Annotated in this window: 12 protein-coding genes, 3 tRNA genes and 3 rRNA genes; 8 read left to right on the plus strand and 10 right to left on the minus strand. The window is 55.6% G+C overall.

Translation table 11 applies throughout. The features are described from left to right. Window positions 1-78: 78 nt before the first annotated feature. The 5 genes from rrf to SIB42_RS00025 form a co-directional block, all read right to left on the minus strand. Window positions 79-195, minus strand: a 5S ribosomal RNA gene (rrf, locus tag SIB42_RS00005). Window positions 196-311: 116 nt separating this feature from the next. Then, a 23S ribosomal RNA gene (locus SIB42_RS00010) occupies window positions 312-3,177 on the minus strand. 393 nt (window positions 3,178-3,570) lie between these two features. Then, window positions 3,571-3,643: transfer RNA gene (locus tag SIB42_RS00015), tRNA-Ala, on the minus strand. A gap of 9 nt (window positions 3,644-3,652) precedes the next feature. After that, window positions 3,653-3,726 (minus strand) — tRNA-Ile (locus tag SIB42_RS00020). A 183-nt stretch (window positions 3,727-3,909) separates the two neighbouring features. Beyond that, window positions 3,910-5,394 (minus strand): 16S ribosomal RNA (locus SIB42_RS00025). Together the 16S, 23S and 5S rRNA genes with 2 tRNA genes alongside form the textbook arrangement of a ribosomal RNA operon. 664 nt (window positions 5,395-6,058) lie before the next feature. On the opposite strand from SIB42_RS00025, the gene SIB42_RS00030 reads away from it, so the two are divergent. Continuing rightward, window positions 6,059-7,567, plus strand: a complete 1,509-nt coding sequence (locus SIB42_RS00030) for a glycoside hydrolase 100 family protein (protein WP_067095565.1) — start codon at window positions 6,059-6,061, stop codon at window positions 7,565-7,567. 48 nt (window positions 7,568-7,615) lie between these two features. On the opposite strand, the gene petD is transcribed toward SIB42_RS00030, so the two are convergent. Together petD and petB are read right to left on the minus strand one after the other, a co-directional pair. Then, a complete protein-coding gene (petD, locus tag SIB42_RS00035; RefSeq protein WP_067095562.1) occupies window positions 7,616-8,098 on the minus strand; it encodes a cytochrome b6-f complex subunit IV in 483 nt (160 codons plus the stop codon). Window positions 8,099-8,173: 75 nt separating this feature from the next. Next, window positions 8,174-8,830: a cytochrome b6 gene (petB, locus tag SIB42_RS00040; RefSeq protein ID WP_007100534.1), complete on the minus strand. Its 657-nt coding sequence runs from the start codon at window positions 8,828-8,830 to the stop codon at window positions 8,174-8,176. A gap of 66 nt (window positions 8,831-8,896) precedes the next feature. On the opposite strand from petB, the gene ctpZ reads away from it, so the two are divergent. The 7 genes from ctpZ (at window position 8,897) to SIB42_RS00075 (ending at window position 13,668) form a co-directional block, all read left to right on the plus strand. Further along, window positions 8,897-10,198 (plus strand): carboxyl-terminal processing protease CtpZ, encoded by a 1,302-nt coding sequence (gene ctpZ, locus SIB42_RS00045; RefSeq protein ID WP_197459892.1) that lies wholly within the window; start codon window positions 8,897-8,899, stop codon window positions 10,196-10,198. Next, window positions 10,199-11,446, plus strand: a complete 1,248-nt coding sequence (locus SIB42_RS00050) for an HD domain-containing protein (protein ID WP_067095556.1) — start codon at window positions 10,199-10,201, stop codon at window positions 11,444-11,446. It begins immediately after the preceding gene. Between the two features lie 26 nt (window positions 11,447-11,472). Beyond that, window positions 11,473-12,153, plus strand: a complete 681-nt coding sequence (gene minC, locus SIB42_RS00055) for a septum site-determining protein MinC (RefSeq protein ID WP_067095552.1) — start codon at window positions 11,473-11,475, stop codon at window positions 12,151-12,153. 62 nt (window positions 12,154-12,215) lie between these two features. After that, entirely contained in the window at window positions 12,216-13,031 is an 816-nt protein-coding gene (gene minD, locus SIB42_RS00060) for a septum site-determining protein MinD (protein WP_067095549.1), read from the plus strand. Between the two features lie 5 nt (window positions 13,032-13,036). Then, window positions 13,037-13,315 carry a cell division topological specificity factor MinE gene (gene minE / locus SIB42_RS00065; protein ID WP_067095546.1) on the plus strand — a complete coding sequence of 93 codons (279 nt, stop codon included), beginning with the start codon at window positions 13,037-13,039 and terminating at the stop codon, window positions 13,313-13,315. Window positions 13,316-13,363: 48 nt separating this feature from the next. Continuing rightward, on the plus strand, window positions 13,364-13,594 hold the full coding sequence (locus tag SIB42_RS00070) for a response regulator transcription factor (RefSeq protein ID WP_067095543.1): 231 nt from the start codon (window positions 13,364-13,366) through the stop codon (window positions 13,592-13,594). 2 nt (window positions 13,595-13,596) lie between these two features. Continuing rightward, window positions 13,597-13,668 (plus strand) — tRNA-Thr (locus SIB42_RS00075). Window positions 13,669-13,691: 23 nt separating this feature from the next. Here SIB42_RS00075 and SIB42_RS00080 read toward each other — a convergent pair. Genes SIB42_RS00080 through prmC form a run of 3 tightly spaced genes read right to left on the minus strand, consistent with a single transcriptional unit; the run spans window position 13,692 to window position 15,391 of the window. Further along, the gene (locus tag SIB42_RS00080) at window positions 13,692-13,865 is read right to left on the minus strand and encodes a hypothetical protein (RefSeq protein WP_197459891.1); all 174 of its coding nucleotides are present in this window, start codon (window positions 13,863-13,865) and stop codon (window positions 13,692-13,694) included. Further along, complete coding sequence (locus SIB42_RS00085) at window positions 13,853-14,470, minus strand: L-threonylcarbamoyladenylate synthase (RefSeq protein WP_067095540.1); 618 nt, start codon at window positions 14,468-14,470, stop codon at window positions 13,853-13,855. Before SIB42_RS00085 ends, SIB42_RS00080 begins: the two co-directional genes overlap by 13 nt. A 27-nt stretch (window positions 14,471-14,497) precedes the next feature. Then, window positions 14,498-15,391, minus strand: coding sequence for a peptide chain release factor N(5)-glutamine methyltransferase (gene prmC / locus SIB42_RS00090; protein WP_067095537.1), 894 nt, complete (start codon window positions 15,389-15,391; stop codon window positions 14,498-14,500). Window positions 15,392-15,399: the final 8 nt, after the last annotated feature.

Genomic DNA, 15,399 nt, shown 5'->3' on the forward strand with positions numbered 1-15,399 from the left:
CAAAATGCGCCAGGGCACAAAAAAAGCCACCCCTCAAGGGTGGCTTTCTTCGCATCACATGCGTGACAGAAATGTTTTACCTGGCATCGAGCTATTTTCTCAGGGGGCTACCCCCCAAATATCGTCGCCGCTGCTGCGTTTCACAACCGAGTTCGAGATGGATCGGAGTGGTTCCACAACGCTATGGACACCAGGATAGAAAACATTCCCAAGGTTGAACCCTGAGAACTGCATAGGACATAACCAACAACTTTCATCGTTGATCATGCGTCTGAATCGAATAAATCATCGCCTCAGGCAAGAACCAAATCATGGTCAAGCCCTCGGTCTATTAGTACTCCTCCGCTGCATCCATTACTGGACTTCGACGTAGAGCCTATCAACGGGTGTTCTTCCCGTGACCTTACTGGGTTACCCCATGGGAATACTCATCTTGAGGTGGGCTTCCCACTTAGATGCTTTCAGCGGTTATCCACTCCGCACATGGCTACCCAGCGTTTACCGTTGGCACGATAACTGGTACACCAGAGGTGCGTTCCTCCCGGTCCTCTCGTACTAGGGAGAAATCCTCTCAATATTCCTACGCATACACCGGATATGGACCGAACTGTCTCACGACGTTCTGAACCCAGCTCGCGTACCGCTTTAATGGGCGAACAGCCCAACCCTTGGGACCGACTTCAGCCCCAGGTTGCGATGAGCCGACATCGAGGTGCCAAACCTCCCCGTCGATGTGAACTCTTGGGGGAGATCAGCCTGTTATCCCTAGAGTAACTTTTATCCGTTGAGCGACGGCCCTTCCACTCAGAACCGTCGGATCACTAAAACCGACTTTCGTCCCTGTTCGACTTGTAGGTCTCACAGTCAAGCTTCCTTCTGCTTTTGCACTCGTCAGCTGATTTCCAACCAGCCTGAGGAAACCTTTGTGCGCCTCCGTTACCTTTTAGGAGGCGACCGCCCCAGTCAAACTGCCCACCTGATACTGTCCGCTCCCCGGATAACGGGTGAACGTTAGAACCCTAGCTCTGAAAGAGTGGTATCTCACCATTGACTCCCTAGTACCCACGAGCACTAGATCAACGTCTCCCACCTATCCTGCGCATTCAGAGCCCGGGCACAATACCAAGCTACAGTAAAGCTTCATAGGGTCTTTCTGTCCGGGTGTATGTAGTCCGCATCTTCACAGACAATTCTATTTCGCCGAGCCTCTCTCCGAGACAGCGCCCTGATCGTTACGCCTTTCGTGCGGGTCGGAACTTACCCGACAAGGAATTTCGCTACCTTAGGACCGTTATAGTTACGGCCGCCGTTCACCGGGGCTTCAGTCGCCAGCTTCGCTTACGCTGACCGGCTTCCTTAACCTTCCGGCACTGGGCAGGCGTCAGCCCCCATACATCGTCTTGCGACTTAGCGGAGACCTGTGTTTTTGGTAAACAGTCGCCAGGGCCTTTTCACTGCGACCACCTTGCGGTGGCACCCCTTCTCCCGAAGTTACGGGGCTAATTTGCCGAGTTCCTTAGAGAGAGTTACCTCGCGCACCTCGGTATTCTCTACCACCCCACCTGTGTCGGTTTCGGGTACTGGCAGTTATGCCTTAACGGGTATAGAGCTTTTCTTGGAAGCATGACATCACCGACTTCGCTGCCGTAGCAGCTCGTACTCACGCCTCAGCTCGGAACGTTTTCGCCGCTCCTCATAGCCTCGAACGCTTGAACCAGTAACCAACGTCTGGCTCGGCTAGCCTTCTCCGTCCCTCTTCCCAAAACATAACCGGTACAGGAATGTTGACCTGTTATCCATCGACTACGCCTTTCGGCCTGACCTTAGGACCAGACTAACCCTCCGCGGACGAGCCTGCCGGAGGAACCCTTAGGGTTTCGGTGCATGGGATTCTCACCCATGTTTTCGCTACTCAAGCCGACATTCTCACTTCTATGCAGTCCACGCCCGCTCACGCTAACGCTTCGCCCCACATAGAACGCTCCCCTACCATAAATCCGCAGCTTCGGTACAACGCTTAGCCCCGTTCATTTTCGGCGCAGGATCGCTCGACCAGTGAGCTATTACGCACTCCTTTGAGGATGGCTGCTTCTAGGCAAACCTCCTGGTTGTCTGGGCAATCCCACCTCCTTTATCACTTAGCGTTGATTTGGGGACCTTAGCTGGCGGTCTGGGCTGTTTCCCTCTCGACCATGGAGCTTATCCCCCACAGTCTGACTGCCTCGCTACACACAGGGTATTCAGAGTTCATCTCGATTTGGTACCGCTCTCGCAGCCCGCACCGAAATGGTGGCTTTACCCCCCTGCTGGAGCACGAGACGCTACGCCTCAACGTATTTCGGGGAGAACCAGCTAGCTCCGGGTTCGATTGGCATTTCACCGCTAACCACAGCTCATCCAGTGACTTTTCAACGTCAGTTGGTTGGGACCTCCACTTGGTATCACCCAAGCTTCATCCTGGCCATGGTTAGATCACCCGGGTTCGGGTCTATAAATACTGACAAACGCCCTATTCAGACTCGCTTTCGCTATGGCTCCACCATTTCCGGTTTAACCCGCCAGTACCTATAAGTCGCCGGCTCATTCTTCAACAGGCACACGGTCACCCGATTAGTCGGGCTCCCATTGCTTGTAAGCTCACGGTTTCATGTTCTATTTCACTCCCCTCCCGGGGTTCTTTTCACCTTTCCCTCGCGGTACTGTTTCGCTATCGGTCACACAGTAGTACTTAGCCTTACGAGGTGGTCCTCGCGGATTCACACGGAATTTCACGTGCTCCGTGCTACTCGGGATACAGCTAGGTCAGTTCAGTTTTCGTGTACGGGGCTTTCACCTTCTTTGGCGTGTCTTTCAAACACTTCCACTAACATCCCTTTTCCACATTGCTGTCCCACAACCCCGATGGTCGAAACCATCGGTTTAGGCTCTTCCCCGTTCGCTCGCCGCTACTCAGGGAGTCGTTTTTACTTTCCTTTCCTCCAGCTACTAAGATGTTTCAGTTCGCTGGGTTGGCTCGTGCCAGCCTATGGATTCAGCTGGCCGTTCTAAGGGTTGCCCCATTCGGAAATTCCCGGATCAAAGCGTGTTTCCAGCTCCCCGAGACTTATCGCAGGTAACCACGTCCTTCATCGCCTCTGTGTGCCAAGGTATCCGCCGTGAGCTCTTTGTAGCTTGACCATTCATCTCCAAAACGCTTGCTGTCGTTGAAACAGATTCTGAACGATTCATTGCTGAATCAATCATCAAACTCCCAATTGCTCGACACAATTAGAAGAACGTTATGGAGTCTCGGCTCTTGCTCAAGAATTGACATCATCCTAAAAAAGAATGATGCATCCATGAGAGATGCTTTATTCTTACAGACTTTTTCCTATGCAGTTGTCAAGGTTCTGCTAGACATCAAACTGATAAAACAGTTCGAGCCCAGCATCTTATCAACCAAAAGGTCGTGATAATTCACGTCATTTCAGAATGACAGGAAGCTGGGGTCATGCCAGCGGACAGATCTAAATCACATCACATTCGAGTTCACCTTCCATCATTCAGAAGATGGAGATTGAGTTCGATCAGTGGAGGTTAGGAGACTCGAACTCCTGACATCCTGCTTGCAAAGCAGGCGCTCTACCAACTGAGCTAAACCCCCAACACCGAATGGGCCATCCTGGACTTGAACCAGGGACCTCACCCTTATCAGGGGTGCGCTCTAACCACCTGAGCTAATGGCCCAGGAAGACTCAACCCTTGTGGGATGTGACCTAGACAAAGTTTAGGAACTGAAAATTTCCATCAAGCAATCCATATCTCTATGCATTCTTGACTTCAAAATTGAGGTACCGATCGACCTAAGGTGACAGGATTTTGGCCTAAGAATTAAGTACTCAGACATCAAAATCATTGTTTGTCTCCCTGTTAGGAGGTGATCCAGCCGCACCTTCCGGTACGGCTACCTTGTTACGACTTCACCCCAGTCATCAGCCCCACCTTCGACGTCCTCCTCCACAAGGGTTGGAGTAACGGCTTCGGGCGTGGCCAACTTCCATGGTGTGACGGGCGGTGTGTACAAGGCCCGGGAACGTATTCACCGCAGTATGCTGACCTGCGATTACTAGCGATTCCTCCTTCACGTAGGCGAGTTGCAGCCTACGATCTGAACTGAGCCACGGTTTATGAGATTTGCTTGTCCTCGCGAACTTGCTGCTCTTTGTCCGTAGCATTGTAGTACGTGTGTAGCCCAGGATGTAAGGGGCATGATGACTTGACGTCATCCACACCTTCCTCCGGTTTATCACCGGCGGTCTCTCTAGAGTGCCCAACTAAATGCTGGCAACTAAAGACGTGGGTTGCGCTCGTTGCGGGACTTAACCCAACATCTCACGACACGAGCTGACGACAGCCATGCACCACCTGTCACTGCGTTCCCGAGGGCACTCTCTCGTTTCCAAGAGATTCGCAGGATGTCAAACCCTGGTAAGGTTCTTCGCGTTGCATCGAATTAAACCACATACTCCACCGCTTGTGCGGGCCCCCGTCAATTCCTTTGAGTTTCACACTTGCGTGCGTACTCCCCAGGCGGAACACTTAACGCGTTGGCTACGACACCGAGGGGGTCGATTCCCCCGACACCTAGTGTTCATCGTTTACGGCCAGGACTACAGGGGTATCTAATCCCTTTCGCTCCCCTGGCTTTCGTCCATGAGCGTCAGTTATGGCCCAGCAGAGCGCCTTCGCCACTGGTGTTCTTCCCGATATCTACGCATTTCACCGCTACACCGGGAATTCCCTCTGCCCCTACCACACTCAAGCCCAACAGTTTCCACTGCCATGATGGAGTTAAGCTCCACGTTTTAACAGCAGACTTGAAAGGCCGCCTGCGGACGCTTTACGCCCAATAATTCCGGATAACGCTTGCCACTCCCGTATTACCGCGGCTGCTGGCACGGAATTAGCCGTGGCTTATTCCTCAAGTACCGTCAGATCTTCTTCCTTGAGAAAAGAGGTTTACAGCCCAGAGGCCTTCATCCCTCACGCGGCGTTGCTCCGTCAGGCTTTCGCCCATTGCGGAAAATTCCCCACTGCTGCCTCCCGTAGGAGTCTGGGCCGTGTCTCAGTCCCAGTGTGGCTGATCATCCTCTCAGACCAGCTACTGATCGATGCCTTGGTGAGCTCTTACCTCACCAACTAGCTAATCAGACGCGGGCTCATCCTCAGGCGAAATTCATTTCACCTCTCGGCATATGGGGTATTAGCGGCCGTTTCCAGCCGTTATCCCCCTCCTGAGGGCAGATTCCCACGCGTTACTCACCCGTCCGCCACTAACCCGAAGGTTCGTTCGACTTGCATGTGTTAAGCACGCCGCCAGCGTTCATCCTGAGCCAGGATCAAACTCTCCGTTGTAGATCAAGTCCTCTTAAAGGCTTTCACCTCTTCAACTTGATTTGCTTTACCCACTCATCAGCACTGGCGCACTGATTGCAGTTAAAACCACCTTCCTCTGACAGAAGGGTTCTTAAGAGTGCACTTAGAATCTCTCCCTCGTGACTTTCCAGGATCTCAGATCCGGTCGTTGCTCCACAACGCGCACACCGACAACATTAAAAGCTCGTGAAAACTTCCAATCTTGTAAGCACGCTGCTTCTTTGCAACTAAAAATTGTTGACGGGACCTCACACTTACATCGCTATATCATCAAGCTCAATCACCAAACCTTTCAGCTCAGCAACCGAAACTCGACGCGATGAAAGCGTCAGTTCCTAAACTTTTCGATTGTCCAGGTTCTGCCGTCGCGTTCCCTATCAGGAACGGTTGGCGGTGCGGTCTCGCGACCGCTTGTGAAACCTACAACACCGTGGGATCGCTCCCTCTTGGCCTTGTAAGCACCTCTAAACATTACAAGCTCGCGCTCTTCATGTTCAGTGGCTGCGCTCCAGGCTTCCGCCTGCCGCGCAGTCCAAAAACATAACTCACAAACATCCCCTAACGCAACTGATCGCATCTCAAGACTTGCTTCCACTGCCGCAATCGAAAGCCAGCACTACGTTTTGGCTACACGCAACGGATCATGGCAGGACGCTTCAGCCAGCAGAACCAGCGTGTCCGACCGAGCTCAAAGGAAGACCAGGTGGTCCAGAAGGCCCGCGAGCACTTCGAGCGAACGCTGATTCCCCTGCGCGGACACCTTGCTGGCAGCGTCGCCGCCCTGGAACATCCCCGTCACGACGAAGCTCTCAACTACGGCGAGATCTTCCTGAGGGACAACGTTCCCGTGATGGTCTACCTGCTGACGCAGAAACGATTCGACATTGTCCGTCAGTTCCTGACCATCTGCCTTGACCTGCAGAGCACCACTTACCAGACACGAGGAGTCTTTCCCACCAGCTTCGTGGAAGAGGAAGGACATCTGATTGCGGACTATGGCCAACGCTCCATCGGTCGGATCACCTCAGTCGACGCAAGTCTCTGGTGGCCGGTTCTTTGCTGGATGTACGTGAAGTCCAGTGGAGACGAGGAGTTCGCCTCCAGTCAGGCTGTTCAGCGCGGTGTTCAGCTGCTGCTGGACCTTGTGTTGCATCCCACCTTTGAAGGAACTCCGGTGCTGTTCGTGCCGGACTGCGCTTTCATGATTGATCGTCCGATGGACGTCTGGGGTGCACCACTGGAAGTGGAGGTGTTGCTGTACGGATCTCTGCGTTGCTGCACTCAGCTCATGGAGCTGGGACGAAAGCACCACAACAGCAGGCTGCTGGACCAACGACTGGTGCTAACCCGCCAGTGGGTTCACGACCTTCGCCAGTTTCTTCTCAAGCACTACTGGGTCACGAGCAAAACCATGCAGGTGCTGCGTCGCAGACCGACCGAACAGTACGGAGACAACCAGCACCAAAACGAATTCAATGTTCAGCCTCAAGTCATTCCTGACTGGCTGCAGGACTGGCTCGAAAACCGTGGGGGCTACCTGATCGGCAACATGCGCACAGGACGACCTGACTTCCGCTTCTACAGCCTCGGAAATTCACTCGGCTGCCTGTTCGGACTGCTGACGGCCCCACAACAACGTGCACTGTTCCGCTTGACACTGCACAACCGCGACCACCTGATGGCCGAGATGCCCATGCGCATCTGCCACCCTCCGATGGAAAGCCTTGAGTGGCAGAACAAGACCGGGTCGGATCCGAAAAACTGGCCCTGGAGCTATCACAACGGTGGTCACTGGCCAAGCCTGTTGTGGTTCTTCGGTGGCTCCATCCTTCTGCACGAGCGCCGCCATCCCCATGCCGATGTCCTGCTGATGGGGCAGATGAAAGCACTGCTGGAGGAGTGCTATTGGAGTCATCTCAACCAATTACCAAGGCAACAGTGGGCTGAATACTTCGATGGCCCAACAGGGACCTGGGTGGGCCAACAGTCGAGGACCTACCAGACCTGGACGATTGTTGGTTTTCTGCTGCTCCACCACTTCCTGCGCGTCAATCCAGATGACGTAATGCTTCTGGATCTCGATGAAGGAGCTGTTCCTGACCCTGCGGATGAGTTTCCTGAAGACACTATTCACGACTGGGATCACCATTAAAAAAGCCCAGCCATAGGGTTGGGCCAAAGAGATCCATCTCAAGGAAAATCAGAAGAGTCCCAAGGTCAGAGATTTATCGATGGGCATTGCTGCACCAATACCGAGGTAGATGGTTGTTGCTGTACCAAACAGGAACACAGCCATCGCGACAGGGCGGCGGAAAGGGTTCTGGAACTTGTTGAAGCTCTCGATGAAAGGAACCAACATCAGACCGAGAGGAACAAGGGTCTGAAGAGCGATTCCCAGAAGCTTGTTGGGAACAACCCTCAGGATCTGGAAAACGGGATACAAGTACCACTCAGGGAGGATTTCCAGAGGAGTTGCGAAGGGATCAGCCTTGTCGCCAAGCATGGCGGGATCCAGGACGGCGAGTCCGACAATGCAGGCAATGGTGCCCAGGATCACGACCGGGAAGATGTAGAGGAGGTCGTTCGGCCAGGCAGGTTCGCCGTAATAGTTGTGGCCCATGCCCTTAGCGAGCTTGGCGCGCATTTTGGGATCGTTCAGATCCGGCTTCTTGAGGATGTGCATGGATCAGGGGGTGTTGTTTGAACCTTAAGCAGACCAGGGGGGCTGAACGACAGAGCGCTCAGAGAATGAAACGGATCACAAGGGACCAGAAATACCTTGCTTCCGGATCATCAAGAAGTGCATCAGCATGAACACCGCCAGAAGCCATGGCATCACAAAGGTATGAAGGCTGTAGAAGCGAGTCAGTGTGGACTGGCCAACACTTTCACCGCCTCGGAGCAGTTCAACCATGAAGTCTCCAACCACTGGGATGGCAGCAGGAACACCTGAAACGATCTTCACAGCCCAGTAGCCGACCTGATCCCAAGGAAGGGAATAGCCCGTCACGCCGAAGGAGACAGTGATCACAGCCATCGTGACGCCGGTGACCCAGGTGAGTTCACGGGGGCGCTTGAAACCTCCAGTGAGATAGACCCGGAAAACGTGCAGGATCAGCATCAGCACCATCATCGAGGCACTCCAGCGGTGGACCGAGCGGATCAACCATCCAAAACTCACATCCGTCATCAGGTACTGGACGGATGTGTAAGCCTCAGCGACCGTGGGCTTGTAGTAGAAGGTCATCGCGAAACCTGTCGCGAACTGAATCAGGAAACACACAAGTGTGATTCCACCGAGGCAGTAAAAAATGTTGACGTGTGGAGGCACGTACTTGCTGCTGATGTCATCAGCAATGTCCTGAATTTCAAGACGTTCCTGGAACCAGTCGTAGACAGGTGAGGAGTTCGCCATGCAGAGGTGGGCTTGGATTGCGAGAGTCTACCGATGTCGTTCCAGTTGCGGGCAGGGATGAAGCCAATGTTGCCGACTGTTAACGGATGGTCAGATCGTCTGCGACGACTGGCTTTTGGTTTGGCGAGTGCCATTCTCATCGTTCTGCTTGCCAGCCCGCAGGCCCTGGCGCTCAACGATGCGCAGCAACTGGTGGTGGAAAGCTGGCGTCTTGTGAACCAGGGTTATCTGGACCCTGACCAGTTCGATCGGATCCGCTGGAAACGCCTTCGCCAGAAGGCTCTTGAAAACACGATTGAAAGCAGCGAAGAGGCTTACAGCGCCATCGAGGCGATGCTGCTACCGCTCAATGACCCCTACACCCGCCTGCTGAGACCTGCAGACTACGAAGTGATGAAGGCCAGTAACGAGGGGAACCTCAGCGGCATTGGCCTGCAGCTCGGTCATCGCCAAGACAGCAATGCAACCGTGGTGATTGCTCCACTGGAAGGGTCCCCCGCAGCTGAAGCCGGCATCGTCAGTGGAACTGAAGTCATGGCCGTGAATGGAGAGGCTGTCGAGATGCTCGGCCTCGAAACGATCGCGGCACGTCTCCGGGGAGCAGTGGGAACCCAGGTGGTGCTCACCCTGCTGCCACCGCAAGGCGAGCAGCAGGAAATCACTTTGGAACGACGCAACATCGATCTGCGGCCGGTGCGGACAAGGCGGCTGCGCAGTGACACCCACACCCTCGGTTACATCCGGATCACACAGTTCAGCGAAGGCGTGCCCGAACAGGTTCGCGCAGCCATTGACGAGCTCTCCGACAAGAGCGTTGAGGGGCTGGTGCTTGATCTACGCAACAACTCAGGGGGGCTGGTCAGCGCAGGGCTTGCGGTAGCCGATGCATTTCTGGATCAGCAGCCGATCGTGGAGACCCGAAATCGCAGCGGCATCGCCGATCCGATCCAGGCAGGAGCTGAAGTGCTTTACAGCGGACCGATGGTGACGCTGGTCAATGAGGGGACGGCAAGCGCCAGCGAAATCCTTGCGGGCGCACTTCAGGACGATGAACGATCGCTGTTGCTTGGCAGCAACACCTTCGGCAAAGGCCTGATTCAGACTCTGACCAACCTCAGTGATGGCAGTGGACTCGCCGTGACGGTGGCGGGCTATGTCACCCCCAGCGGGAGGGACATTCAGGGCGAAGGCATCACTCCAGACAGGATCCTGGACGGACCGGAACCACTGAATCCCGGCGGAGAAGGCGATCGCTGGCTCAGCGACGCCGAACTCGTGCTCCAGTCGATGATTGATCAGGAAGCCAGTCAGGCCAGTCCAGATCCCATGCCGATCACGGATGACGTTGAAGCGGAGCCAACGAGCTGAATGGGCTCCCGCACTTATCACGACCCACTTCATCACGGCATCAGCCTGGACGCCGATCAACCCGCCGAAGCCATGGTGCTCGCGCTGGTGGACTCGGCTCCTTTTCAACGACTGAGGCGTATCCGCCAGCTCGGCCCAGCATTCCTCACGTTTCACGGGGCGGAATCCAGCCGATTCACTCACTCACTGGGTGTCTTTGCCATCGCCCGCCGAGCGATGGGCCGCCTGATTGAGCTCGATCCCTCTCTGAACAAACAAAAGGGTGTGCTTTACGCCGCCGCCCTGCTTCATGACCTTGGCCATGCTCCTCTCAGCCATTCAGGAGAGGAGATGTTTGGCACGCACCACGAACAGTGGTCAGCGCGTGTGATCCGGGAACACCCCGACATTCAGGCCCCCCTCGAACAGTTTTCAACAGGCACAGCTGCCTCGGTGGCCGATCTTCTCGAACATGGTCGTGCAGAACGTGGCGTCATCAAGGCCCTGGTGAGCAGCCAACTTGACTGCGATCGTCTGGATTACCTCTTGCGCGACAGTTACAGCACAGGGGCCCGATATGGCCAGCTGGATCTTGATCGAATCCTTGGTGCGATCACCCTGGCGCCCGATGGTGAATTGGCCATTCATCCGAAAGGGCTGATGGCGGTGGAGCATTACCTGGTGGTCCGCAGCCTGATGTACCGCAGCATCTATAACCACCGCCTCAATGTGGTTTGCAATTGGTTGCTAGATCAGTTGATCCGCCAAGCACGACTGCTGGGACCTGGTCGCATCTGGGCTGACCAAACCATGCAGGCTTGGCTATGGCAGACCCAGGAGCTTGACCTCCACAGTTATCTCGCCAACGACGACCTGCGCACCGGTTATCACTTTCAGCGATGGAGAGAGGAGGCACCGGAGCCGCTTGCCGATCTCTGCGATCGATTCCTCAACCGCCGACTGTTTAAAGCTCTCGATGTCAGCCAGATGGATGCATCAACACAGTTGGCACTGCTGGCTAAAGCGCAGACTTATGCCGCTGCAGCAGGCCTCGACCCTGAAATGTGTTGCGGACTTCGACACCATCAAATCCGCGGATATCACCCCTATCGAGGTGGATTGCGCCTTTGGGATGGTCAAAGCCTTCAGGCGCTCGAACAGTGCTCACCACTGGTCAACAGCCTCGCGATTCCCGCGGCGTCAGCCTGGTTAATTCACCCGGGAGAGATCACAACCGAACTCCATGTGGCCATGGCCAGCATTCGCTAGGCGGATGATCTCACTAATCTCCGGCCATGACCGCTGAACCAACACCTCAGGTTCCTTACTGCCTCAGGCTGCCGGCGTTCCGGTCCGTTTCCTGGCAGCAATGGCTTCCAGCACAGCTGCCATCTCTCCCTCCAGGTGATCTTGATCTAGACATTGCAGACTGGAGCCTGAGCTGTCGCGATCTAGACGAGCTGCTGCATGCTTTAGATCAGGCTGGACACGGCGTTCAGCTGCTGATCACGCGCTGCCGCGACACGTTGATCAGCGCAGCGGCACTGGGTTTGTCTGTTCGCGAGGCCAGCAATGTCATTCCCACACGTGAAGCCAGGGATGATGAGCCGAACGCGACCAAAACCAAGGTTGACCTCACAGTTCATCGGGGAACCTTGCGGTCCGGTGATCACATCGAAACCCAAGGTCACTTGCTGATCGTGGGTGACGTGAATCCAGGGGGGTCAGCGTCCGCCGAGGGGGATGTCTATGTCTGGGGACGCCTACGAGGCCGGGCTCACGCAGGCAGCAAGGGCAACAGCAACGCCAAGATCGTGGCGTTGCAACTGAGGCCACTTCAGCTGCGGATCGCGGAGCTTGTGGCCCGAGGTCCTGAGGATCGGCCCCAGCCTGGTCTGGCCGAGCAGGCTTGCATTCTCGATGGTGCCATCTCCATCGAGCCAGCCAGTCCGCCCTTTTTGCCTCAGCAAATCTGATCGATTTCGGGCGGACGAGATGAATTAATGCCATTAAGGTGGCGCGATCAAAACGGGACCCCGTGACCAATTCGCGAACGATCCTGATCTGCTCGGGAAAGGGCGGCGTCGGCAAGACCACCCTCACTGCCAATCTCGGCATTGCTCTAGCCGGGCAAGGGGCTCGCACCGTGGTTCTCGATGCGGACTTCGGCCTCAGAAATCTCGATCTGTTGCTTGGACTCGAAAATCGAATCGTGTTCACCGCTCAGGAAGTGCTGGCAGAAACCTGCCGCCTTGATCAGGCCTTGGTGAAGCACAAACAGGAGCCGAACCTGGCACTGCTGCCTGCGGGGAATCCACGCATGCTCGAATGGTTGAAACCCGAAGACATGCAGACCATTGCTGGAATGCTGTCGGAACGTTTCGACTACGTGCTGATCGATTGCCCCGCAGGCATCGAAGACGGCTTCAAGAATGCCGTGGCAGCAGCGAAGGAAGCGATCGTGATCACGACCCCGGAAGTATCTGCAGTCAGAGACGCGGATCGAGTGATCGGATTGCTCAACACCCATGGGGTTTCACCCGTTCAGCTCGTGCTGAATCGAGTCAGGCCAAAAATGATGGCCAATCAGGAGATGTTGGCGGTCGATGACGTTACCGACATCCTGGCTCTACCGCTGCTTGGCCTGGTTCTTGAAGATGAACAGGTGATTGTCAGCACCAACCGAGGGGAGCCTCTGACACTCAATGGAAGTGCTTCTCCTGCAGCCAAGGCTTACGGGAACATCGCCCGTCGCCTTCAAGGAGAGGACATCCCTCTGATGGACCCTGCGAAGGATGGACGACGGGGAATTCGCGCCAGGGTGCGCCAACTGATGCAAACCAAGATTTTCTGAACGCCATGACCTTGCAAGACTTGATCGACAAAATCCTGCGCCGTCAACCCGCCAGTGCAACCACCGCACGTGAACGCTTGCAACTGGTTCTGGCTCACGATCGCAGCGACCTGAGCCCTGAAACGCTGGATCAGATGCGACGCGAAATCTTTGAAGTCGTGGCCAAATACGTGGACATTGATCTCGAGGAAGGCGATGTGAGCCTGGAGACCGAAGATCGCGTCACAGCACTCGTGGCCAATCTGCCGATCCGACGTTCAATGGCGACTAGCTCACAAGATTGACGGCACTGCGATTGAGGGGAATCCCAAGAGCAGGACTTCCCTTGATCCATGACGAACTTTCAGCTCACACCAGCCGAAATTGGCGTGCTCAATCTTTTATTGCAGGGCTGCAGCAAGCACGCAATCGCTGAAGCACTGGTTCTGAGTGTGCGAACGGTTGAAAGCCATATCAGCAGTTCCCTTAGAAAGACAGGCTGTCGTTCACGACTGCAGCTCAGTCTCTGGTGGATGCATCAGGTCAGCGCGGATCAGCGGATGTGCGCCGGTAGAGTTCGATGATTGCCGGCTTAGCTCAGTGGTAGAGCAGCGCTTTTGTAAAGCGAAGGTCGTCGGTTCAAATCCGTCAGCCGGCTTCTCGGGACTCAAATCGGACTGTTCAGGGCACTCGATCTGAGTCAGTGCGCCCAGCCAGCAACCAGATCCCTACAAAGCCCAACAACAAAGGCAGCACCCTCAGTTCAAACAAAGGCGTGAACCATCGGATCGCAGGCTCCAGCGTCCAGTGAAAGAGGGCCTGGAGCACCAGCACAAGCGCGATCAGCCAGAGCATGGGGGAGATCTCTCAATCACATCAACCATCACAGCGCCTTGACGCAGGAGTTGCCAGCAACCTGGTGATGTCCAGGCAATCACGGTGCTCGCCAGCCCAGAGGGATCAGGCCAGGGCAAAGGAGCCAGCAACGGCAGATCTGGAAAAGCAATAGCAGCTTCTTCTGCGCTCTGAGTTGGCGGAGCTCCGGAAGGATTGGCACTGGTTGTGGCCAGTGGACCGCTCTGCGCCAGCAGGGCTCGGGTGACATCACAATCTGGAATACGCATGCCCAGGGTTGATTGACCAGGGTTGAGGCGCTGAGTCAGATGCCCCTCCACAGGAAGCACCAGAGTGAGTGCGCCTGGCCAGAAGCGACGGGCCAGCGGTTCAGCATCAACTCTGGCGTCTTCACTGGTGAGTGTCAGTAACTGATCAGCCTGTGCTGCCATCAGGATCAGTGGTTTGTCCTGCGGACGCTTCTTGAGGGTCCAGATCTGAGCCGCATGGTCAGGAGCAGCGGCAAGAGCTGGCAAGGTATCCGTGGGCAGCAGAGCTGCTCCACCACCCCTGAGATGTTGGGACAACTCCTTGGCTGACATCAATGGGGACTCATCGTTGGTCATGGGGACGAGCGAGCAACAAGATCCGAGTCAAATGGGGCGTCTAGCGATGGCAAAACGCTTCACACCGCTGAGATCTGAGCGTGCTCTGGACAACATCAGTCCTGCGGACCTCATCAGGCCAAGCACCTGATCACTCTGGTCGTGATGATGCTCTAGAAGAAGCCATCCGCCTGGAGAGAGCGCCTCAGGAGCCCGTTCCAGAATCGCTCTGCAGCAATCCAAACCATCCTCACCGCCGCACAGCGCCTGCCTTGGTTCATGGTCGCGAACGAGAGGATCGAGCACCTCCACAACCTCGGAGGGGATATAGGGCGGATTGGCGACAACAAGATCAAAGTGTCCCCACCAGCGATCCAGGGGATCCCACCAAGACCCTTGATGCAGCTGCCATGTCCGAGACGTCGTCAAAGCGTTGAGGTTGATCTGCGCCAACTCGAGAGCAGCAGCGCTGAGATCCACAGCATGTCCGTCCCATCCCGGCAGTGCGCGAGCGAGTGCAATAGCCAGGGCTCCACTGCCTGTGCCCAGATCTGCCCAGCGACCCGCAGAGGCATAGCCTGCCGCTAGTGGATCCTGCAGACAATCAAGCGCAAACTCAATCAGAAGCTCGGTCTCCTGACGGGGAATCAGCGCGGCTGGGCTGATCTGAAGATCAAGATCGCGCCATGGACAACGTCCGACGAGATGTTGCAACGGAACATGATTTTGAAGATGCACGGCCCAGATCTTCTCCAGGTCCTGGAGGGTGCTGGCCAGAGAAGCGGTTGACTCAGGCAAGATGCGCAGCCGCTGCAATTCAGCCCAGCTCAGGTTGGCCTCCATCGCCAGAAGCCAATCGAGATCAACAGCCCGACCACCACGCAGCAACTGTCGGCGACGCCAAGCCAGCAACTCCTGTCCTGAACATGAGGCGGACTCCATGAAATCAA

Source organism: Synechococcus sp. MIT S9508 (assembly GCF_047303045.1).
Taxonomy (GTDB): domain Bacteria; phylum Cyanobacteriota; class Cyanobacteriia; order PCC-6307; family Cyanobiaceae; genus Synechococcus_C.